This is a genomic window from Desulfobulbus propionicus DSM 2032, assembly GCF_000186885.1.
GTDB classification, from domain to species: domain Bacteria; phylum Desulfobacterota; class Desulfobulbia; order Desulfobulbales; family Desulfobulbaceae; genus Desulfobulbus; species Desulfobulbus propionicus.
This window is the reverse complement of the sequence record NC_014972.1, coordinates 2,460,705-2,481,949: the sequence shown is the minus strand read 5'-3', so window position 1 is coordinate 2,481,949 and position 21,245 is coordinate 2,460,705. Positions and strand designations below refer to the sequence as shown.

Here is a 21,245-nt window from a genome sequence, read left to right as displayed (position 1 = left end):
CGTTTCAGGCCGTGGTGTCAACCATGCCGGTGAGCCCATGGACCAGTTTTTCCAGGAGCAGTTTGGTCGGTTCCTTGGCCCCGACCAGGAACTGTACCGAATCCAGGCGGCCGGCGGTCAGCCATTGTTCGAGTTCTCCCCGGAATCCCTGGATATATTTCGCGCGCTCCACATCCTCGGCTAGGAATTTCAAGGCGATCCGGTCCTGTTCGCAAAGAATGTCAATTTCCAGGTTACCCAGCCCCTCGAGTTGCAGATGGAGCGTGACATGATGCGCGTCGGTCGATGCTAGGCCCCCTTTTTTCGATGCCTGATTTCCCGGCTGTTCGCTGTCAATCAGCAGATAGCCTTGGGTGAGAAAGGAAAAGGGCAGGGGCATGAAAAAGAGCGATTCCCCGGCCAAACGGATCTGGAGCATCTGATACAGTTCGATTGTTTTAACCAGCTGATCCGCGTGCAGGGCGCTCGCCTCCGTTGCGTTTGCCTGCTGCGACATTTCCAGCAAGGCGTACTTCAGGGTTTGCACGGCCTCGTGCGGTCGGTTCTCCGCGAACAGGCGCTCCATCTGCAATCCGAGGCGCTTGAGCACGGTTTCGACTTGCTGCCCGCTCAGGTCGAGGCGTGCGGCTGCCGCCGGTTCCTTGCCGCTTTCCGCGGCCAGGAAGGCGAACAGCTGCCGCAAGGGATGGTTCTCGGCGAGTGCTTGCCCCGATTGGGGCGACAGCGGAGCCTGGGACAGCAGCGCGGCAAGCCCGGGATCCTGAGGCGGGATGGTGGTCCATTTTCCCAGGAATTGCTCGGCGATCGCGGGGGGAAGCGCGGCGAGCGTCGCCGTTTCCAGGGAAGAAAACGGTGACGCCGCTTGCGGGGCGGCGGCGCGCGCGAACAAGGCGGCGAGATTGACCGCCCGTTCGACAGCTTGCGGCGAGAGCGAGCCGCTGCCCGCCAGCTGAAGCAGGATGCGGCTGATCTCATTGAATTGGGTTGGCGTGTCGGTGCGTGTGCCAGGGGGTGCCGTGGCGGTTGTCAGCGCGGTGTCGAACAGCTGGGCGGCGAGGGGGAGGGGGGGAGAGGCGTGCTGTTCCGCACGACTGATGAGGCTGTCGCTGAACAATTGCAGCGTTTCACGGGCGGTTGGACTGAGTTGAGGCAACTGCCGGGCCTCCTGGGCCAGGTTGTCGAGCTGCGGCACCGTTGTGGCCACCTGCCCCAGCAGGTGGAGAGCGCTGCTGATTTGCTGGGTGAGCGGATTGCTGGGGATGATCCGCAGTTCCACCTGCGGCACCAGCGACGTAACCTGCAAGTCAAGTTTCTGCCCGACCTGCAGGGGCGCGGATGATTCGGTGGCCAGTTGCCGTCCACCAATATCGAGCGTGAAGTGGTGAGGCCCCTGTTGAGCGGTGATGGTCCCCTGGAGAAATTGGCCTGAGGTGAACGGAGGGCGCTGGTGCTGACCACCAAATTGATCAACCGGCGAGAGAGAGTGTATTTCAGTGATCAGCGTCAATGGCTCCACAATTCCTCGCGCGTGTTGATCCGGTTACTTTGCTTCCACCACGGTGGCAGCCATGTACCAGAGCTCGTTGCATCCGGGCGAAGCCGGGAACAATGGGGCGCTGCGGTCAGGCCACGCGAGCATTTTCCCTCAGCTGCCGCCGTTGCTCGTGAAGACAGCAGGAGATGATCTGATCCCTGGTTTTGGTGGAAATGGTTTCAAAGTGAAAGGCCACTTGATAGCGGTTCTTGCGAATTCTGTAGGTCCTGACCACGTTTGCCAGGCAGACGATAGGCGGCGCGTCCTCGGGAGCGGTTATGACGAGCTGGATGCGGTGGTTGCTGGGCGGTTTCTGATCAAACACCGCCAAGATGCCGCTCCCGCTGAGGTCAATGGTCGTGCCGACCAATTTCCAGGTACGGCCTTTTATCTCCTTGATATTGGCGATATAGCTCGCTTCCACGGGCGTATTGATCGACACCCGGAAATATTCTCGCAACGATTCCGGCGAGACGGGTGCCCGTGCCGTGAGATGCAGGCGCCGATCGCCGACAATGCTGTCAAGCCGTGCGATCAGGTTGACCGTCTTCCCGTTGTGCTCGACGGCCAGGTTGCAGTCAGCCCCGAGTTTGAGCGCATCGGCCTCCCACGAGTGGGGAGGGCATACCAGTTCAATCACTTGCCCTTGTTTCTTGATCAACAGGGCCTTGCAACGGAAACTTTCCTCACGGTTTCCTGGGAGATCGACAATCGTCGGGGAATGGTCATCGATTGCCTGTAAGATTTCTTCGATGCTTTTCACGGAGACGTTACACGATGTAAAAGAAGTGGTTGACCGGCTATTCTTGCTGAGAAGGAGGTTGGCTTTCCAACTGTACCCGCATGCGCAGATACCGGCGTTGCAATTCAAAGCAGCAGGCCATTATCTTGTCCTGGCTTTCGGGATCGATCTGGTCGAAATGCAAGGCGACATGATACAGGTTTTCCTCGATTTTCCGACAACGGACCACATGACCGAGGGCCCGGATGACTTCCATGTTCCTGGTCGGAAGAATGAGTTCGATGTTGACCGGTTTATCCTTCTCCAGTGGGTCGCTAAAACTGCACAACAGTCCGCTGCCGCTGAGATCGATGGTGTCACCGAGCAACCGCCAGCTTTCCCCTTCCTTGGCCATTTCCGGTGGAACGACCGAAGAGGCGGCAACACGGGTGGCTGCGTCAACCCTGAAGTAGTTGCGGGTTTGGGTATGGGTGACGGATTCACGTGCCACGAGTTCCAGGGTGGACGGGTCGGCTATCCGTTCGATGTCCGCGGAGACGGTGACCGTCTGATCGGTCAAATCAACGATGACCATACAGGTTCTGCTGATGTCGACCTGATCCATCGCCAAAGAACCGTGCGGGAAGGAAAGGGTAAATCTCGGCGGCTCCGCGTTTGCCAAAAAGCAATTGAGCCGTGCTTTTTCAAGAACACCCACAAGTGGAATCGCGGCGCGCAACGCCGTTCCCTCTTTGAGGTTAAGAAAAAAACTATTGAGTAGTGGCAAGATGTTACCTTCTCTCGAATTGAAAAAATAATTTCTTTCTAAATTGCCACAAGCGAGGCAAGAAAGGAAGAAATATTTGGCGGGAGAGAAGGTCGAAGTGAAAAACGTTGGCCCGGGCCAACGCGGGGGACGGCTAGTTGGAAACGGATATCCTCTTGCCGGTGTGGTCGGATGCGGGCCGGTATCCCTGGAGAACGGTGCTGCCCTGTTGTAATTTCTGGAGTTCGCTGCGTTGAACCGCCATGATGTTTTTCAACTGAACGGTCAAGCGGTTGTTCTGGCCGCGTATCTTGTCCATCAATGCCACCAACTCCCGCATCCGTTCGTCTTTCTTCAACGCGGGGGATTGTCGGAGCAGGTCGAGCATTGCCGCGTCGTTGCCCTTGATCTCCTCCTGCAGGATGTTCATGTCGGCGCACAGTGAGGCAAGTGTGTCCATTTGCCTGTTCTGCAGGGCTTGCTCGATTTGCCCATACATCTCGGCAATCCGACGATACTGGGTCAGCGATTGTTCAATCAGTGCGTTGTCCATTTCACATTGCCGCCACAAGCGGTCTGTAGGCCATGGTTCCAGGAGCTGCCGGGGTGGTTGCCCCCATGGCTTCCCGTTTTTCCGTTTTGTTCATTTCTATGGCCTGCGCCCAGGTGGCCCGCAGGTCAGCCAGCAGTTTCTTGACTTCATGCAGTGGCGCGGCATCGTTTTTCAGGTTGGCGTCCAACATCCGGTTCAGCATATATCCATACAGGGCATCGAGATCTTCCGCCAGCTTGGGGTTCAACGAATGGTCGAGGGTGGCGGCAAACTCGGAGACAATGGCCGACGTCTTGTTGATATAGTAGGCCCGTTTATCAATTTGACCGTTTTCGATCGCCTGGATGCCAAGGGAGATAAAACGGATGGCGCCATCGTAGAGCATCAGCATCAGTTGTTCCGGCGATGCCGATGTGACCGTATTGACCATGTATTGATTCGTGTAGCCATTCATTAGTTGCTCCCGCTCATCATGTTGCTGAGGATGGTCATTTGTTGAGAGAGATAGGACCCCTGCGAATTGAGCCCGCTAACCAGGGTTTCCATGGCGCTGAACTGCGATTCCAAGGTCAGCTGCCGTTTCTCCAGCCTCGTCTCCATGTTGGTAATTTGATTGTCGATGCGTTTTATATTGTTGTTGATACTTTGCTTTCGGCCCTGCAACATACCGCTGGACGAGTTGGTCATCGATTGCAGATAGTCCTGGAATTCGGCAATCAGGCCGTCCTTGCCGTTTTCTCCGGTCAACAGGCTGACAACACTGTCCAGGTTGTTGCTGACTGCGGCCGACAGGGTCGTATCGTTGACCTTCAGGGTGCCGTCTTTTTGCGTCTCGAACCCCAGCTGGGACAGCGAGCTGAAAACGCCACTGTTGGCAAACGGCTTGGTCAGCATGCTTTGCAGGTGGCGCTTGATCGAGTTGATTCCCGAATCGCCACCAAGCACGCCGCCGCCCTTTTCGTTGATGATCGATTGGCCGGTGACAAAACTGACCACCTCGTTGTACCCCTTGGCAAAGGCTTCGATGGTCGATTTGATGCTCTTGGTATCCAGACTGATGGACAGACTGGTGGTTTTGCCGACTTCCGCTTGCAGGAGATCGAGCGTCACCCCGGGAATCGCCTCGGTCAGCGTGTTGGAACTGCTGTATATGTCAACGGTATCCACCCGGATATGGGCCTGGGTGGCTGCTTGCACCGGTGGATTGGTGATCGTGCCGCTGCCGTCGTCAACGTTGAAGTCGCCAAGGGTATCGGTTCCTCCGCTCAAGCCGCTGGTACCCAGGGAAAAGGTTTTTCCCACATCCTCTCCCGTGAGCACCAGGCGATAGGGCGACCCGCTGCCATCGTTGATGATCGCTGCGGAAACCCCGAGATCCGCATCGTTGATGGCCCGCATGATCCCTTCAAGCGACCCGTTGTCGGCCGTGATGTCGATACTGTGACTGGTGCCGTCAATGGTGAGATCAAGGCTGCCCGTGCCAAAGGAGAGACTGGTCTTGCTCGCGAAACCGGTGGCGGAAATCGATTTTTGTACCTGCGCCAGGGAGACGACTTCCACCTGATAGCTGGTTCCAGCCAGCGCTTCGCTGGAAACGGTGGCGGAGAGGTAGTCTTCCGAGCTCTGTTTGACCGAACGCTTGAGCAGGGTGTCGGCGTCGTTGAGGTTCTTGATGGAATCGGCAAAGGACTTGAGCTTGCTGTCCAGCTGGGTAAACGCGGCCAAGCGATTGTTGAGCCACGTCTTATCTGCTTCGAGACGGGTGATCGGCTGCCGTTCAAGCGACATCAATTGGTTGATGATGCTGCTGGTGTCCAATCCTGTTGCCAGGCCGCCGAATTGAATAGTCATGGCTCGGTTCTCCGATGGTGCGGGTCAGCTGACGGTGTTGACCAAGTTGCCGCTGAGTTCCTTGAGGTGTTTGCTGAGATTGATCAATTCTTCCGGCGGAATCTGCCGTATCACTTCATCGGTATCGCTGTCGACAATCTTTACGATCAATTCCTCGGTGCCGCTGTCGCGCTCGAAACGGACGCTGTACAATCCATTTTCGGTGATGGATTTGATCTGGTTCAACAGCTCCTCGGGGTGCAGTTTGCTTTCCTTCTCCGAGCCGAGCGGGGATTGCTGCTGGCTGTCCTGCCGCCTGCGCTCCACCTGCTGGGCCGATTCGTTGACCCGTGGCGGACTGGCGCCGGTTGTGCCGAGTGCCTCGATATTCATCCGGTTACCTCCGTGTAATGAGAAAAATATCAGGGCCTGAGGAGACCGCAGGCGGTCTCCTCAGGAAAGGGGGTTTTTACTGGAGCAGACTCAAAGCCAGCTGCGGGGTCTGGTTGGCCTGGGCCAGGATCGAGACACCGGCTTGCTGCAGGATGTTCTGCTTGGTCATGTTGGAGGTCTCCTGGGCGATATCCGCATCCAGGATCCGCGACCGGGCAGCCGAGACGTTCTCGGAGATGTTCTGCAGGTTGGAAATGGTTGATTCAAACCGGTTCTGGATCGCACCCAGATTGGCCCGTTCGGTATCGATGAAGCTGATGGCGCTGTCGATCACCGAGAGGGCGTCGTTGGCCCCGGAACGGGTGCTGATGTCCACCGAACCGACCGAGGTGAGGGCGCTGCCCTTGCTTGCCGCATCCAGCACCGTGGTCGTGCTGGTGGAGGCGACCGAGTAGGATTTTTCCGCATTGAAGGTAATGTTGCCGCCCACCGAGGCCGAACCCGCGCTGGTCATCGCCACCGCCGAGCCGGCTGCGGTGGTGCCGTCGGCCGCCAAACCTTGCAGGCTTTGGTTTCCAGATGCCCAGGTCATCTGGATATCCTCGCCCTCGGTGTTCTTCAGGGTGATCGACGCCTTGTCCGCCGCCAGCTCCGCCGTGACGCCGGTCTCTGCCGCCTTGGAATTGATGGCGTCGGCCAGTTCGGTCAGGTCGGAGAGGTTGGTGATATTGGCGGAAATGGTCTCGCCGGTGGTGTTCTTGCCGAAGAGCTGGAAGCTCTGGGCACCTGTCGCTCCCACCGTCAGTTTGGCGTTGGTGACCGCAGTGGCATTGACACCGGTGTCGTTGCTGATGTTGTTGATCTTCTCGGCAATGGTCTTGGCGGTGGCGCCAGCGGCCACGGTGATCGACTCGGTGCCCAGGGAACCGGAGACGGTCATGGTCTGGGCGGCCACGGTGTTTGCGGTGCCCGCGGTGGCTTGATTGATCGTGCCGGCGACCTTGAGCTGATGGGCGCCGATCTGGGTCGAGGAAGCTCCACCGACGGAAAAGGAAATGGTCTCGCCGGCATTGGCGCCCACCTGGAAGGATTGGGCGGTAAAGGTGCCGTCAAGAACATTCTTGCCGTTGAAGGAGGTGGTGGTGGCGATCCGGTCCAGTTCCTGCTGCAGCTGGGCTACTTCTTTCTGCAGAGAAGCACGGTCGGAACCGGTGTTGGAGTCGTTGGCCGACTGCACGGCCAGTTCGCGCATCCGCTGCAGGATGTTGGTGCTTTCCTGCATCGCGCCTTCAGCGGTCTGCGCCAGAGAAATACCGTCGTTTGCGTTCCGGACAGCCTGATTGAGGCCGCGGATCTGAGAGGTCATCCGGTCGGAAATAGCCAGACCGGCGGCATCATCCTTCGCAGAGTTGATCCGAAGACCACTTGAGAGACGCTGCATGGATTTTGCCAAATTGGATTGGGTTGCACCCAGGTTGCGTTGCGCGTTGAGAGAAGCTACGTTTGTGTTGATTGAAAGTGCCATGATATTCCTCCATGAATATTGTAGTGGCGTATTCGTATAGTTGGCATCCTTGCCGGTTGTTCAAACTGTACTGCTTGTCCTGCGATCGTTGTGGGTTGTGGCCTCCTGTTCGTTGGGTTCCTTGAGTATTTATTCCAAATGAATTTCTTGGTTAATTTTCTTATCGGTGCCGGCCCTTCTTTCCTTTAGAAAAAAAAGCAGGGTGAAATCTTTTTTGGGGCAATGGGCGTTTTTTTTTGTTAACAGTCTGTAATTTCATTTAAAAAAGTTTGCGACGCTGGGAAACCGTGATGGGCAGGCAAAAAAAACAGACAAAAAAACAGGCAGGAGCCGCGGGGCAGCCAAGGAAACCGTTCGCGGCGAAACAAGCTGCCCAGGATTCGGATGCCGTCTTGTCCAGGGTAAAGAAGCTAGAAAAATCAGGACAATTCGAGGCGGCGGCGGATCTGTTGCAGTCTGTGTTCAGGGCGTGGCCGCACCATCCCGAGGCCCTGTGCGCCATGGCCCGCATCCTGGCAGCCCAGAAACAAGTGGCGGAGGCCGCCACTCTGATGGCCCAGGCATTGGAGCAGGGGGCAGGCAATGCGGAACTGCTCTATAGCGCCGGCTTTGTGCAGTACCGGGCAGGGAATGTCTCCTTTGCCGTTGAGTCCCTGTTGGCGGCATTGAACGTCCAGCCGCGCCATCTGGAGTCCCTTCTCCTGTTGACCAATATTTTTATAGAAGAAAAACGATGGGAGGATGTGCTGACGTTTTCCTTGCGGCTGCTGGAGATGCTGCCGGAGAACGGGGACGTGCTGCTGGCGGCCGGGACGGCGCATCTCCGGCTCAATAATTTTCGCGAGGCGCACGATTTTTTATCGCGGGCGGTGCAGCTGGATGGCCAGTGCACCAAGAAGTTGTTGAATCTTGGCACGGTCTGCCGATTTTTGCGGGACTATGACCAGGCGGTGCACTGGTATACCCGAGTCCTGGGACGCGATCCCGACAACGTCGAGACGCTGAACGCGCTTTCTTCGCTCTATGTGGACAGGCACCTGTTCGACAAGGCCAGGCACTGTCTGGATCGCTCCCTGGCCCTTGACCCGGGCAATGCCGACAGTTTGGCCGCCTTGGCCTATTTCCAGGTGAAGCTGCGGAAGATCGAGGAGGCCGAGCGCACCTATCAATCGTTGCTGCGCATCAACCCCGATCACCATGAGGCCCGTTTCGCATACGGCTCCCTGCTCCTGCTCAAAGGGGATTTCCGCCGCGGCCTGCCGTACTATGAATCGCGATTCGCGGTCATGGGAACGTTTCTAGACGGTCCATGGCCGATTTGGGATGGGCGGTCGGCGGCGGGGAAACGGCTTTTGGTCCGCGCCGAACAGGGAGCGGGGGATACCATCCAATTCTGTCGCCTGCTGCCGCTGTTGAAAAAGCTCGGCGCGGAGATCGTGTTTTCCTGCCAGCCCTCGCTGGGGCGCTTGATGTCCAGCGTGCCGGCAATCGACACACTTTTGCCGGTCACCGAGTTTCCCATCGACAAGGTTTCGGTCGATGCACAGGTGGCCTTGATGAGTCTCATGGGGGTGTTGGGGATCACCCTTGACACCTTGCCCGGCCACTGCCCCTATCTGGCGGTCGCGCCCGAGCGCATCGAGCACGCCCGCTCCCGGATGGTGCCGTCGGCCAAAGTGAAGGTCGCCCTGATCTGGGCGGGAAATCCACGGCAGACGGATGACCACAACCGGTCCATGACCCTGGCCCAGTTGGCGCCGCTGGGCGAACTGGCCGACGAGATCGACTTCTATTCCCTTCAGGTCGGGCCGGCGCAGCAGCAGGTGGCCGGTGACGGCGGCGTGTTGCGATTGAAGGATGTGTCCGCCGAGCTCCATGACTATGCCGACACGGCCGCCTTCATGGCGTGCATGGATCTCGTGGTCAGCGTCTGCACCTCCACCGTGCATTTGGCTGGAGCGCTCGCCCTGCCCACCGTCGCGCTGCTTCCATTTGCCGCCGACTGGCGATGGTTCACGGATCGGGATGATTCGCCCTGGTACCCCACCGTCCGCCTGCTGCGCCAGCCCGGTCCGGGGGAATGGCAGCCTGTCATCCAAACATTGCATCAGGTTCTTCGCCAGACGGCACGGAGGTGACCATGGAACAGCACGAGGTGGAACAGAAGCTCGACCGGGCCGAGGCCCTCTATGGCGAGCGGAACGTGGAAGCGGCGGCCGAACTGCTGGTGGACATTCTCAATGCCCATCCCAATCATTCGCGAGCCCTGGCCGATCTCGGCGTTGTCTGCTATGCGGTGGAGCACTACGAAGACGCGGTCATGCTGTTTGCCCGGTCCGTGAGTGCCGATAACACCAATTTCGAGGCCCTGAACAGCCTGATGCAGATGTTTGTCGCCGGTGGTCTGCCGGATCAGGCCCTGTTGCTGTGGGATGAGTTCGGCGCCTTCCTGCCGCGACCGCAGCAACAGCAGCTGCGCCGGCTTCTGCCCCGGAAGGGCAAGGAACGCATCAAGCCCACGCGGGTACAGGTCGGGAAGGTCCATTTTTCGTTGTTCCTTGATCCCCACGAGTTCAGCCATCGGCACATGCTGGACCATTTCCAGCGCGGTCTGACCTACGAGGAGGAAACAACCTGCCTTTTTCTGCAGCAGCTGGCGCGGGGCGACACGGTGATCGACGTCGGCGGCCATGTGGGGTATTTCACCCTGCTGGCGGCACACCTGGTCGGAAAGCCGGGCCGGGTGCTGACTTTTGAACCTTCCACCAAGAATTACCGCAAGATTCTCCTGCATCTGCGGAAAAATCGCCTGGTCAACGCCCAGGTGTTCAACCATGCGCTTGGCAGCACCCGTGGCACGGGCCGGTTTTTCATCAACCTCGACAACTACGGCGGCCATGCGCTGTGGGATATTGCCACCCATGAGTTCAACCAGCGGTCGAGTTGGTGTCCGTTGGTCAAACAGATCGGCATCCAGCGGCTGGACGATCTGATTTCCATCGAGGAGGCGAGGAACGTCAAACTGATCAAAATCGATACCGAAGGTTCCGAGCTTGCCGTTCTGCAGGGAGCTCGCGCCACGCTTGGCGAGGGGCGCGTTCCGTTCGTGGTTTGCGAGATCAACAGGTTTGCCCTGGAGCACATGGGGGGCAGCGAACAGGCTTTGCGTGCGGAGATGGCCGCCTTGGGCTACAGCACCTATGCCTTTGTCGGACAGGGGGCGGAGGTGCGGCAGCTTAGCCCGAGCGAGACCGTGCTTTCGGAGCATGTGTTCAACCTGCTTTTCAGTCGAGAGCGGTTCTAGGCCGCTTGGCCGGAACCATGGTGGCCTTGAAGGAGGCGAGCATGAAGGGATTGCAGCGATTGGGCTGTTTTATCGATACGTTGAAAGCGGATGTCTATCCGGAAATTCCATCTGAACCGCACCTGTCCATTACCCGGCAGATGATCGAGCGGCTGTTGGCCAAACAGGGGGTCGAGCCGGGGCAACAGGTCCTGGATATCGGGTGCGGCCAAGGCTTGGCCTTGCGCCACTTTCTTGCCGCCGGCCTGAAGCCGGTCGGCATCGCCCTGGGCGAGGATGTGCTGATCTGTCAGCAGCAAGGGCTGGATGTTCGCTCCATGGATCAGTCCTTCCTGGAGTTCGACGACAACTCATTTGACATCATCTGGTGCCGGCATGCCCTGGAACATTCCATCTTTCCTTATTTCACCCTTGCGGAATTCAAACGAGTGTTGAGGTCGGGCGGCCGTCTGTATATCGAGGTGCCGGCTCCCGACACCAGCTGCCACCACGAAACCAACCCCAACCATTACAGTGTGCTGGGAAAAAGCATGTGGCGCAGCCTATTCGTGCGGGCGGGGTTCGCGGTGGAGGAGGAGATCGATATCGATTTTACCGTTCCGGCCGGGCCGGACCAGTATTGGAGCTTTTTTCTCAGCCTGCCGGCTTAATGGCCGGGAAGAATATCCTCGCGGCCTATCCCGTCGTAGCGGAGGAGGGTGTTCAGCAGGGACCGCGCGCTCTGTGTCCAGGTAAGCCGCTGCAAATCCTGACCGGCCCGTTCGCCCAGGCGACGGAGTTCCTGACGGTGGTGATAGGCATATTCGATGAGCGCGACCAGCTGATCCACCGAGGGCTCTTCCCAGTCCGCCCAGAGATTGCCCGCTGCGTCATACAGTTGATAGGGGTGGAGCTCGTCGAGGAGCAGGGCGTTCTCCCTGGTCACCACATCCTTGTGCCCGCTGGTGCAGGAGGCAATCACCGGTTTGGCGCAGGCCATGTATTCCATCAGCACCAGATTGGTGCCGCCCTCGCAGCGATTGGGGAAAACGGCGAGATCGGTTTTGGCGTAGAGCTCCCGCAGCGATTGATTGTCGACTAGGTCAAGGGTGATGATCCGATCCGGATCCAGGTCGTTTTTGCGATAGATGTGGAGCATGAATTCCTTCCAGCTTTCTCCCTTGGCTTCGAACTGGATGTGCCGCGAGTGCTGAAAGAGAGCGATGGTCTGGGGCCAGGAGTTGTACCAGCAGTTGATCAGGACCATGTCCTGATATTTCTTCTGGAGTATCTTGAATGCACTCAGGACCAGGTCCTGTCCCTTGCGCAGCTCGAATTTGCCTCCGGAAAAAATGATGAACAGGTTGTTCTCTTCTTTGGGCGGCAGGGGGAAAAAACGGCTTGTGTCGATCCCCTGGATGAGTAGGTCGCTGTGCTCGACGCCTTTTTCCCGGAGTTTGTCGAGGCACCAGGTGGACCCGGCCAGCACGCACTCGTACTGGGCGCTGTTCTCCACTGACCGGGCGGTGAGTTCGTTTTCAAAAAAGGTGTAGCCGAAGTTCTTTGTTCCCCTCACCTGGTGCAAGGCATTGAACTCCAGGTCGGCCAAGGCGTGGAACACGCTGCCCGTGACATACGGCGGTGTGTGCTCGTCCACCATTCGAACGTCACGGTACATGCCGCCCAGTTCCTGGCGAAGGTAGTGGCTGCAGACGCCCCATCCGAAGTTGGTTCCTTGGGCCAGGGCGAGATAGAGGGGAAGCGGCATGGATGCACCAATAGGTTGTCAAGAGGGGGAGAAGGGGGATCGGGAAAGAGCTTACTGCCAGTTGCCCGGAATTGCAAATTCTTGCGGTTTTTTTGGCTTCAGGGAGGCCGCTTCTTCCCACAGAAGTCTGTCGGCATAGCCATTGGCCAAAAAGCAGTTGGAGACCAACTGGTTGCCCCTGCGGGCACCGGTGCAGGGATCGTTATTTTGCCGGTAGACGGCGGACGCATCTCTGTTATAGTGAAACATGACGATTTTCATGGCTGATCCTTGAACAGTACAGGTATCGGAGGCGGTCAAGGACCGCCTCCGGAAAGGGACGTTGCTCGGGAAGCTCTTATCCCTGGAGCAGTTGCAGGGCCAGCTGCGGGGTTTGGTTGGCCTGGGTGAGGATGGCGACGCCGGCCTGCTGGAGAATGTTGTTCTTGGTCATTTCCGAGGTTTCCTGGGCGATGTCGGCATCCCGGATTCGCGATCGGGCCGCGGTCAGGTTTTCGGACACGTTCTGCAGGTTGGCGATGGTCGCTTCAAAGCGATTCTGAATGGCGCCGAGATCGCCCCGCTGAGCATCGATTTTTCCCAGGGCCGCGTCAACGATCTTCAACGCGTCATTGGCTCCCTCGACATCGCTGATGTCGATGGCGGTAACCTCCTCGAAACTGGCGATCACGGTGGCGTTGGCCGCTGTCGAGAGAATGGACCCTGCCGCCACGCCGACATTGGAGGAGAGGGTGTACGAATCCTGCGAGGAGAATTCAATCACGCCCGACACCCGGGTGGAGTCGGTACCGCCGGAAGTGAGTGTTTCGGCGTTGTTGTCGGCGGCCGTGGCTTTAATGGTCGCGCTGGCGGTTGAATGGGAAAAGTTGCTGATTTGAATGTCTTTTCCTTCGGCCTGGACCAGGGTGAGCTTTCCGGCGTCGACGGTGGCCGTCACCCCGGTGGTGCCGCTCTGGTCGTTGATCACCGTTGCCAGCTCGCTCATGTCGGTGGTGGTGACCGAGGCGTTGACGGTCGCGATATTGCCGCCTGAGCCGATGGTCAGATTGACCACGCCGGAGGCCGACAAGCCATCGAGGGTCACTTCGGTTCTCGCGGTGGCGGTCACGCCGGTTTTGGAGGCCGAGTTGGTCACCTGGCTGGCGATCTCCCAGGCGGTGGCGCCGGCGCCGATGATCAGGTTGTCGGTTCCCTTGGAACCGGTGATGGTCAAAGTTTGCGCGGCGATGGTATTGGTGGTCGGGGGCGTGGCATTGGCTGCGGTCGACGAGCCAGCGCCTTGGTTGGCCGTGGTGTTGATGGCATTGTGATAGTACCGGCCCAGATCGTCGGCGGCCATGGACTTGATGGAAAAGCCAATGGTTTCGTTGGGGTTGGGACCAACCTGGAACTGCTGGGAAACAAAGGAGCCGTCGAGGATTTTCAACCCGTTGAAAGTGGTTGAATTGGCGATCCGGTTCATTTCCGTCTTCAGCTGGTTGACCTCGGCCTGGAGGGCGGATCGGTCAGCGGCGGAGTTGGTGGCGTTGGCTGCCTGCACGGCCAGTTCCCGCATGCGTTGCAGGATGTTGGTCGATTCCTGCATCGCGCCTTCAGCGGTCTGGGCGAGCGAGATGCCGTCGTTGGCGTTGCGCGTGGCCTGGTTCAGGCCGCGGATCTGGGAGGTCATCCGGTCGGAGATGGCGAGACCGGCTGCATCGTCCTTGGCGGAGTTGATGCGGAGTCCGGAAGAGAGCCGCTCCATCGAGGTGGCGAGATCGCCTTGGGAGCGGGATAAATTTCTTTGGGCATTCAGGGACGCGACGTTTGTATTGATCGTTAAAGCCATGGTTTCCTCCATGAATTTTTAGCCGTGGTCTTCCAATGACGGACTTTCGGCTAACGATACAAACGTAACTGCTCTCTCAATGCGCTCTGCTGTCTCTCGAAAAACGTTTCGGAGTGTTTCCGATTGGGCTTAAGGTTTTTTTTTACGGCCCTCTTTTTTTCAGAGGCGATGGAGAGGCATCGGTCGGGAGAAATGCGTAAAACATCCTGTTATTAATGGATTCGAGAGAATCGAACGCGTTCAAGAGGTTCGGCAAGGAGGATATATGCGGGTGGCCAACAGGAAAAGAGTACTCGTTACCGGCGGCGCCGGGTTTTTGGGATCGCATCTGTGCGAGCGACTGCTCAACGAAAACTGCGATGTGCTGTGCCTCGATAATTTTTACAGCGGCACCAAGGACAACGTGGCCCATCTGCTCAATAATCCCTTTTTTGAATTGATCCGCCATGACGTCACCTTTCCGCTCTATGTGGAGGTTGACGAGATCTTCAACCTAGCCTGTCCGGCGTCGCCCATTCATTACCAATGGGATCCTGTGCAGACCACCAAAACGAGCGTTCATGGCGCCATCAACATGCTCGGACTGGCCAAGCGAACCAAGGCCAAAATTTTTCAGGCATCGACCAGCGAAGTCTACGGCGATCCGGAAGTGCATCCGCAGCCGGAAAGCTATTGGGGCCGGGTCAACCCTATCGGTATCCGCTCCTGCTACGATGAGGGCAAGCGCTGCGCCGAGACGTTATTTTTCGATTACCGTCGGCAGCACGGCCTGGAGATCAAGGTGGTGCGCATTTTCAACACCTACGGTCCCCGCATGCATCCCAATGACGGCCGGGTGGTCAGCAATTTCATTGTCCAGGCCCTGCGCGGCGAGGACATCACCATCTATGGCGATGGTCTGCAAAGCCGCAGTTTCTGCTATGTGGACGATTTGATCGAGGGATTCATGCGCATGATGGCCAGTCCCCAGGAGGTGACCGGACCCATCAACATGGGCAACCCCGATGAATTCACCATTAGGCAACTTGCCGAAACCATCCTCGCCATGGTCGGCGGCACATCCAAACTGGTGTTCAAACCCCTGCCCCAGGACGACCCTCGACAGCGTCAGCCGGATATCACCGTCGCCAGGACCGTGCTGGGGTGGCAGCCGCAGGTCCGGCTTGCTGCTGGATTGGAGCCAACCATTGCCTATTTTCGCGAGGTTCTCGATCTCGGCGGGAAAGGCTGACGCCAGGTTGACGATTTTCTTATGCACAGGGATGAAGGCCGTGTCCGCTGGGTGCCAGTTGTCCGCCCGGGATTTCGACCGTGGACGACCTCCGCGCTTGCGCTGAGTCTTTGAGTGGTATTAGACAGTGAACGGGACGGGCCCGCCGCTGTGACGAACATTGCAACCGTGAGGCAAACCATGCACCATCTTTTCCAACCGCTTCAAATTGGCCCCCTCACCCTTCCCAATCGTATCCTCATGGCGCCGCTGACCCGGTGCCGGGCCGACAGCGCCCACGTGCCCACGGAGCTGATGGCCGAGCAGTATGCCCAGCGGGCGAGCGCTGGCCTGATCATTGCCGAGGCGACCATGGTCATGGAGGGGCACTGTGCCTTCCAGACCGAACCCGGCCTGTACAATCAGGCGCAAATCGACGGTTGGCGTCGGGTGACCAGGGCAGTGCACGACCGGGGCGGGCGGATCTTTGTCCAACTGTGGCACGGCGGCCGGGCCTGCCATCCCCTGCTCAATCACGGGGCCCAGCCGGTGTCGGCCAGCCCGATCGCCATCACCAACGACCTCACCCATACTCCGGAAGGCAAACAAAACTACGTGGTCCCCCGCGAACTGGGCGACGACGAATTGCCGGCCATTGTCGAGGGATTTCGGCAGGCCGCAGTCAACGCTCAGGCCGCCGGGTTTGACGGTATCGAGATCCACGGAGCCAATGGGTATCTGCTCGATCAGTTCCTCCGCGACGGTTGCAACCACCGCACCGGTCCCTACGGCGGCTCGATCGACAACCGGGCCCGGCTGCTGCTGGAGGTGTTGCAAGCGGTCTGTTCGGTCTGGGGCGGCGAGCGGGTCGGCCTGCGGTTGTCGCCGATTTCCAGCTTCAACTCCATGGGCGACAGCGACCCCATCGGCTTGGCCATCTGGCTGGCCAAACGGCTCAACGAGTGCAACCTTGCGTACCTCCACCTGATTCGCGGCGATGTCCTGGGCGAGTTGAAGGGTGATGTGCTGACGCCGGTGCGCGAGCAGTACCGGGGCGTGCTGATCGCCAATCTGCGCTACACCCCCGAGGAAGCCGAGACCGCCATTGCCCAGCGGCAAATCGACGCGGTGGCCTTTGGCACCAGCTATATCGCCAACCCCGACCTGGTGGAGCGCATCCGCAAGGGAGCGCCGCTCAATTCCCCCAACCCGTCGACCTTCTATCGGCCCGGGCCAGAGGGGTACATCGACTATCCCTTCCTCGCTGCCTGAGCATGCGGGACAAAGGCGACCAGGAACACAAAACTGTGGAACCGAGGCCTGATTCCTTCTCCCTGCGGGCCAGGATACGCAGTTTCCGGTTCGCCTTGGCCGGCGGCCGCCTGTTGCTGGTCAGCCAGCACAATGCCTGGATTCACGCCTTGGCGACCATCGCGGTGATCGTTGCCGGACTGTTGGTCCGTCTCGCCGTCCTGGAATGGACCCTGCTGGCCCTGGCCATCGGTCTGGTCTGGGCCATGGAGGCGGTCAACACCGCCGTTGAACTGCTGGCCGACGAGATCACCCTGGAGCGGCGGCCCCGAATTGGTCAAGCCAAGGATGTGGCCGCCTTTGCCGTGCTGGCGGCGGCCATGGCGGCGGTGGCGGTCGGGCTGCTGGTCTTTCTGCCCCATTTTGCGGCCTGAGCGCACGGGGTACACGTCCCATCAACACGCAAGGAGGTTCGTCATGGCCCGAGTCGACGTCAACACCCCGGCGCCCGATTTTACCTTGGTCGATGTGCATGGCCAGACGGTGTCGCTTGCCGATTTTTCCGGACGGAAAAATGTCGTGCTGGTCCTCAATCGCGGTTTTCTCTGACCCTTCTGCCGCCGGCACATGGCGCAGTTGCGCCAGGGATACGAACAGTTCGTCCGGTTGAACACCGAGATCCTGGTCGTCGGTCCGGAAGACGCATCCGCCTTTCGCGCTTACTGGCACAAGGAAAACCTGCCCTTCATCGGCCTGCCCGATCCGGAGCGGGTGGTGCTCGACCGCTATGGTCAAGAAGTGAATCTCTTCAAGCTGGGGCGAATGCCGGCGCAGATGCTGATCGATAAGGCCGGACGACTGCGTTATGTTCACTACGGCCATTCCATGGCCGATATTCCGTCCAACGAGGAGATTCTTGAACTGATCGAACCCTAGGCTCCACGCTGTCCGATCAAAGCGACATGCGGCAAACCGCAAGGAGGTTACACAATGCAACTCGGCATCATCGGCATGGGCAAGATGGGCCTGCCGCTGGCCCTCAATGGCCGCGACAAGGGATTGAACATCGTCGTTTTCACCGACAAGGCGGACAAACGGGCGCAACTGAAACAAGAAGGGATCACTGTCCATGCCGGCCTGGAATCGTTCGTCAGCGCCCTGACCCCGCCTCGAGCGGTATGGCTGATGATACCCGCCGGACCGCCGGTGGATGCGATGATCGCCCGCCTCCGTCCGTTGATGGCCCCTGGAGACATTCTCATTGATGGCGGCAACTCGCGCTACCAGGACAGTCAGCGCCGAAGCGAGGAGCTGCGCCGGGACGGAATCCATTTTCTCGATGTCGGCACCAGCGGCGGCACCGAGGGGGCGCGCAACGGCGCCTGTCTGATGGTCGGCGGCGACGAGGCGGTGTATGGGCGAATGGAGCCGGTGTTCAGGGCGTTGAGCGGCGGCAGTGGGTACGGGCGAATGGGGGCGTCCGGTGCCGGCCATTTCGTCAAGATGATTCACAATGGCATTGAATACGGGATGATGCAGGCCATTGCCGAAGGGCTGGAGATTCTCCGCCACGGGCCGATGCCCTTTGCGCTTGACCGGGTGACCCAGGTATGGCGCAAGGGGTCGATCGTCTCCGGTCTGCTGATGGACATGACCGCTGCCGCCCTGGCACGGGAGCCGGACTTGGGTTCGATCAAGGGCGTGGTCGCCGCCTCCGGCGAGGCCAACTGGACGGTCGAGGAGGCGGTGCGGCTCGGGGTTTCGGCGCCGGTGATCGCCACTTCGCTCTTTTCCCGCTTCAAATCCCAGGACCAGGAAAAATATGCCGAGAAATCACTGGCGGCCATGCGGCGCGAATTCGGCGGCCATGCGGTGATCGCCAAGGGCGAGGACTGAGCCATGGATGCTCTAGGTGGGGTTCTCTGTATTTTCGGCGCCACCGGCGATCTGGCGGCCAAGAAGATCCTGCCCGCCCTGCAGCAGTGGAGCGAAGAGGGGCTGCCCTTTAGCCGCGTTTGGTGTTTGGGCCGCAGAGCCCTGGATGCGGAGGGGTATCTGGCGTTGATCGAGGCCAAGGGGGCTGTTTGTTTGGGCGAACAGCTGCGCAAGCGTATCGAGTACCACCGTTTGGAGTTCGAGGATGCGGCCGCCTACCAAACCCTGGCCGCCCGCATGCATGCCGAGGGCGGTGCGCGAACCGGCCGGCGGCTGTTTTTCCTCGCCGTCAAGCCCGACGCCTTTGTCCCCATCACCACCCAGCTGCACGCGGCCGGGCTGTTGGCCACCGGCAATCCCGAGCACCGGCTGCTGCTGGAAAAACCCTTTGGCGACAGCCTACGGTCGGCCGCAGCCATTCAGGAGCAGTTGTTGCCGCTGGTGAGCGAGGAGCAGTTGTACCGGATCGATCATTACCTGGGCAAGGAGATGATTCGCAATATTCTCACCATCCGTTTCGCCAACCGCCTCTTCAGCGAGAGCTGGCACGGCGGGGCCATCGACCGGGTCGAGGTCACCAGCATCGAGACCGCCGGCGTGGAGGAGCGGCTCGACTATTACGACCGGGCCGGGGCGATCAACGACATGATCCAGAGTCACCTGTTGCAGATGGTGGCCCTGGTGGCCATGGGGGCGCCGAATGATCTGGCGCCGGAATCGATTCGCCGGGCCAAGATCGATGTCCTCGATCACCTGCGGCCCGATCCGTCCTGCCCGCCGGTACTCGGCCAGTACGCGGGCTACCAGGATCAGGTGCCCGGCTCCGCCACCGAGACCGCGGTCGAGGCCACGTTGCGGGTCGATACGCCCCAGTGGCAGGGCGCGCGATTTGTTGTCCGCACCGGCAAGAAACTGGCCGAGAAGCGGACCGAGATCCGCCTGCATTTTCGGCCGACCCGGTTGTGTGTGGACTGCGGCGAAACCGTTGAGGCGGCCGCCAATCAGCTGGTGATTCAGGTCTTTCCCCACGAGGGCGTGGAGCTGCAATTCAACTCCAAGACGCCCGGATACGACTACGACATTGAACAGGTGACCGCCGAGTACTGCCACAGCTGCAGGATGATCGGCAACCGACCCGAGGCGTACGTCAAGTTGCTCAAGGATGCCTGGGAAGGAGATAAAACCCTGTTTGCCGGCTTTGACGAGTTGCAGGCCCAGTGGCGCATTGCCGATGGGCTTCGGGGCGCGGCCGCACAGGGGCGGCTGGTGATCTATGCGCCCGGCAGCGCCACCCTCACCCCGCTGGGAGGTCTCGCATGAAGCACTGGATTGGCCTGTCGCTGCCGATCAGCGAACAGATGATGGTCTACAAGAATGCGCCCGACAAGCGGCCGAGCATCGAGACCACCCGTGATTTCAGCCGCCACGGCATGCACGAATCCACCCTGCACCTGCCCCTGCACACCGGCACCCATGTCGACTATCCGCTCCACGCCATTGCCGGCGGCAAGTGTTCCAGCGATTATCGGCGCTTTCCGGACGAATTCACGGCCCTGGTGGTCGACCTGTGCCCGCAGCCGCCTGCGGCAATCACTCTGGCCGAGGTGCATGATCTGCCCCTCGAGGGGATCGAGGCCGTGTTTTTCCGTACCCTGGAACAGCCGCTGGCCGCGTTCGATCCCCTGTTTCCGGCGGTGAACGCCGAGGCGGCCGCTTGGTTGGCCAGTCGCCCGCTGCGGTTTGTCGGCATTGATCAGCCGGGCATCGAACGGGCGCAACCCGGACATCCGACCCATATCCACTTGCTGGAACAGGATATTCTGATCATCGAGGGGCTCGATCTCTCCCGGCTCGCCGGCGGGCGCTACCGATGCAGGGCCTTTACCCTGGGGATCGAGCGGGTGGAGGCGGAACCGGTACTGGTCTACGCCCGTGAACAGTAGACGGACTGAATGTGGCGGCCCCATACCGAGCAGCGATGCACAGCGTGGCTGGCTTGAACAAGGAAACACCCTTTGGGAGGAATCATCGATCGACATGACAGCGAAAACCGTCAAACTTTACGGATTGTCAACCTGTGCCTACTGTCAGGCCATCAAGAAGATGCTGGACGATCTTGGCGTGGCCCATGACTACGTCGAGGCCGACCTGCTGGCGGATGCGGAGCGCGAGGCCCTGGTGGCCGAGTTGCAGGCGATCAATCCCCAATGTTCGTTTCCCACCACCGTGGTTGGCGAGCAGGTGATTGTCGGCTTCCAGGTGCAGGAGATCAAGGAGGCCATCGGCATCCGCACCGAGGTCGATGAGCTCTATGACCGCCTGAAAACAACACAGGAGGCAAAGGGGTATTGGTTCAACAACGACCGGGAACGCACCTTTGATCTGCTGCGCGGCCTGCTGATCAATCGTGACCGCTACGGCTACATGTCCTGCCCTTGCCGGCTGGCCACGGGAAAGCGCGAGCAGGATGCGGATATCATCTGTCCCTGTGTCTACCGGCAACCCGATGTTGCCGAGTTCGGCGCCTGTTACTGCCAGCTGTATGTATCCGAGGCCTGGAATCGAGGCGCCATCCCCCGCCTGCCGGTGCCGGAGCGCAGGCCGATGCGCCGGGGATAAAAAAAGGCCTGCCCGCTGAGCGGACAGGC

Annotated in this window: 22 protein-coding genes; 11 read left to right on the top strand and 11 right to left on the bottom strand. The window is 59.6% G+C overall.

All coding sequences use genetic code 11. The annotated features are described in order from the left end of the window. Nucleotides 1–4 precede the first annotated feature (4 nt). The 8 genes from DESPR_RS10820 to DESPR_RS19175 form a co-directional block, all read right to left on the bottom strand. Entirely contained in the window at nt 5–1,516 is a 1,512-nt protein-coding gene (locus DESPR_RS10820) for a hypothetical protein (protein ID WP_015724855.1), read from the bottom strand. A gap of 106 nt (nt 1,517–1,622) precedes the next feature. Continuing rightward, complete coding sequence (locus DESPR_RS10815) at nt 1,623–2,297, bottom strand: PilZ domain-containing protein (RefSeq protein WP_015724854.1); 675 nt, start codon at nt 2,295–2,297, stop codon at nt 1,623–1,625. Between the two features lie 37 nt (nt 2,298–2,334). Continuing rightward, nucleotides 2,335–2,850 (bottom strand): flagellar brake protein, encoded by a 516-nt coding sequence (locus DESPR_RS10810; RefSeq protein WP_169701588.1) that lies wholly within the window; start codon nt 2,848–2,850, stop codon nt 2,335–2,337. Nucleotides 2,851–3,175: 325 nt separating this feature from the next. Further along, a complete protein-coding gene (locus DESPR_RS10805; RefSeq protein ID WP_015724852.1) occupies nt 3,176–3,574 on the bottom strand; it encodes a hypothetical protein in 399 nt (132 codons plus the stop codon). 1 nt (nt 3,575) lies between these two features. Further along, nucleotides 3,576–4,028: a flagellar export chaperone FliS gene (gene fliS / locus DESPR_RS10800; RefSeq protein WP_015724851.1), complete on the bottom strand. Its 453-nt coding sequence runs from the start codon at nt 4,026–4,028 to the stop codon at nt 3,576–3,578. Further along, complete coding sequence (fliD, locus tag DESPR_RS10795; RefSeq protein WP_015724850.1) at nt 4,028–5,425, bottom strand: flagellar filament capping protein FliD; 1,398 nt, start codon at nt 5,423–5,425, stop codon at nt 4,028–4,030. Before fliD ends, fliS begins: the two co-directional genes overlap by 1 nt. Before the next feature lie 24 nt (nt 5,426–5,449). After that, the gene (locus DESPR_RS10790) at nt 5,450–5,797 is read right to left on the bottom strand and encodes a flagellar protein FlaG (RefSeq protein ID WP_015724849.1); all 348 of its coding nucleotides are present in this window, start codon (nt 5,795–5,797) and stop codon (nt 5,450–5,452) included. A 76-nt stretch (nt 5,798–5,873) separates the two neighbouring features. Continuing rightward, entirely contained in the window at nt 5,874–7,322 is a 1,449-nt protein-coding gene (locus tag DESPR_RS19175; RefSeq protein ID WP_015724848.1) for a flagellin, read from the bottom strand. A 392-nt stretch (nt 7,323–7,714) separates the two neighbouring features. Here DESPR_RS19175 and DESPR_RS17345 point away from each other — a divergent pair, with 392 nt between their 5' ends. Genes DESPR_RS17345 through DESPR_RS10770 form a run of 3 tightly spaced genes read left to right on the top strand, consistent with a single transcriptional unit; the run spans nt 7,715 to nt 11,276 of the window. Beyond that, nucleotides 7,715–9,460 carry a tetratricopeptide repeat protein gene (locus DESPR_RS17345; protein ID WP_169701587.1) on the top strand — a complete coding sequence of 582 codons (1,746 nt, stop codon included), beginning with the start codon at nt 7,715–7,717 and terminating at the stop codon, nt 9,458–9,460. Nucleotides 9,461–9,462: 2 nt separating this feature from the next. After that, a complete protein-coding gene (locus tag DESPR_RS10775; protein ID WP_015724846.1) occupies nt 9,463–10,626 on the top strand; it encodes an FkbM family methyltransferase in 1,164 nt (387 codons plus the stop codon). A gap of 41 nt (nt 10,627–10,667) precedes the next feature. After that, nucleotides 10,668–11,276, top strand: coding sequence for a class I SAM-dependent methyltransferase (locus DESPR_RS10770; protein ID WP_015724845.1), 609 nt, complete (start codon nt 10,668–10,670; stop codon nt 11,274–11,276). Here DESPR_RS10770 and DESPR_RS10765 read toward each other — a convergent pair. The 3 genes from DESPR_RS10765 to DESPR_RS19170 all read right to left on the bottom strand — a co-directional run bounded on the left by DESPR_RS10765 (nt 11,273) and on the right by DESPR_RS19170 (nt 14,201). After that, nucleotides 11,273–12,373 carry a glycosyltransferase family 4 protein gene (locus DESPR_RS10765; protein ID WP_015724844.1) on the bottom strand — a complete coding sequence of 367 codons (1,101 nt, stop codon included), beginning with the start codon at nt 12,371–12,373 and terminating at the stop codon, nt 11,273–11,275. The genes DESPR_RS10770 and DESPR_RS10765 overlap by 4 nt on opposite strands. Nucleotides 12,374–12,424: 51 nt before the next feature. Then, nucleotides 12,425–12,634 (bottom strand): hypothetical protein, encoded by a 210-nt coding sequence (locus DESPR_RS10760; protein ID WP_015724843.1) that lies wholly within the window; start codon nt 12,632–12,634, stop codon nt 12,425–12,427. Nucleotides 12,635–12,710: 76 nt separating this feature from the next. Further along, complete coding sequence (locus DESPR_RS19170; RefSeq protein WP_015724842.1) at nt 12,711–14,201, bottom strand: flagellin; 1,491 nt, start codon at nt 14,199–14,201, stop codon at nt 12,711–12,713. Nucleotides 14,202–14,466: 265 nt separating this feature from the next. On the opposite strand from DESPR_RS19170, the gene DESPR_RS10750 reads away from it, so the two are divergent. From DESPR_RS10750 to DESPR_RS19200, 8 genes are all read left to right on the top strand, one after another. Beyond that, entirely contained in the window at nt 14,467–15,432 is a 966-nt protein-coding gene (locus DESPR_RS10750; protein ID WP_015724841.1) for a UDP-glucuronic acid decarboxylase family protein, read from the top strand. 180 nt (nt 15,433–15,612) lie between these two features. Then, nucleotides 15,613–16,683, top strand: a complete 1,071-nt coding sequence (locus tag DESPR_RS10745) for an alkene reductase (protein WP_015724840.1) — start codon at nt 15,613–15,615, stop codon at nt 16,681–16,683. 35 nt (nt 16,684–16,718) lie between these two features. Next, nucleotides 16,719–17,096 carry a diacylglycerol kinase family protein gene (locus tag DESPR_RS10740; protein ID WP_218918241.1) on the top strand — a complete coding sequence of 126 codons (378 nt, stop codon included), beginning with the start codon at nt 16,719–16,721 and terminating at the stop codon, nt 17,094–17,096. Nucleotides 17,097–17,139: 43 nt separating this feature from the next. Then, the gene (locus tag DESPR_RS10735) at nt 17,140–17,598 is read left to right on the top strand and encodes a peroxiredoxin family protein (protein WP_015724838.1); all 459 of its coding nucleotides are present in this window, start codon (nt 17,140–17,142) and stop codon (nt 17,596–17,598) included. A gap of 54 nt (nt 17,599–17,652) precedes the next feature. Then, nucleotides 17,653–18,558, top strand: a complete 906-nt coding sequence (gene gnd / locus DESPR_RS10730) for a phosphogluconate dehydrogenase (NAD(+)-dependent, decarboxylating) (RefSeq protein ID WP_015724837.1) — start codon at nt 17,653–17,655, stop codon at nt 18,556–18,558. A 3-nt stretch (nt 18,559–18,561) separates the two neighbouring features. Beyond that, nucleotides 18,562–19,917: a glucose-6-phosphate dehydrogenase gene (locus DESPR_RS10725; RefSeq protein ID WP_015724836.1), complete on the top strand. Its 1,356-nt coding sequence runs from the start codon at nt 18,562–18,564 to the stop codon at nt 19,915–19,917. Beyond that, nucleotides 19,914–20,540, top strand: a complete 627-nt coding sequence (locus DESPR_RS10720; protein WP_015724835.1) for a cyclase family protein — start codon at nt 19,914–19,916, stop codon at nt 20,538–20,540. The genes DESPR_RS10725 and DESPR_RS10720 overlap by 4 nt, the downstream gene beginning before the upstream one ends. A gap of 94 nt (nt 20,541–20,634) precedes the next feature. Continuing rightward, the gene (locus tag DESPR_RS19200) at nt 20,635–21,216 is read left to right on the top strand and encodes a ferredoxin-thioredoxin reductase catalytic domain-containing protein (protein ID WP_015724834.1); all 582 of its coding nucleotides are present in this window, start codon (nt 20,635–20,637) and stop codon (nt 21,214–21,216) included. The last annotated feature ends 29 nt before the right edge of the window (nt 21,217–21,245 follow it).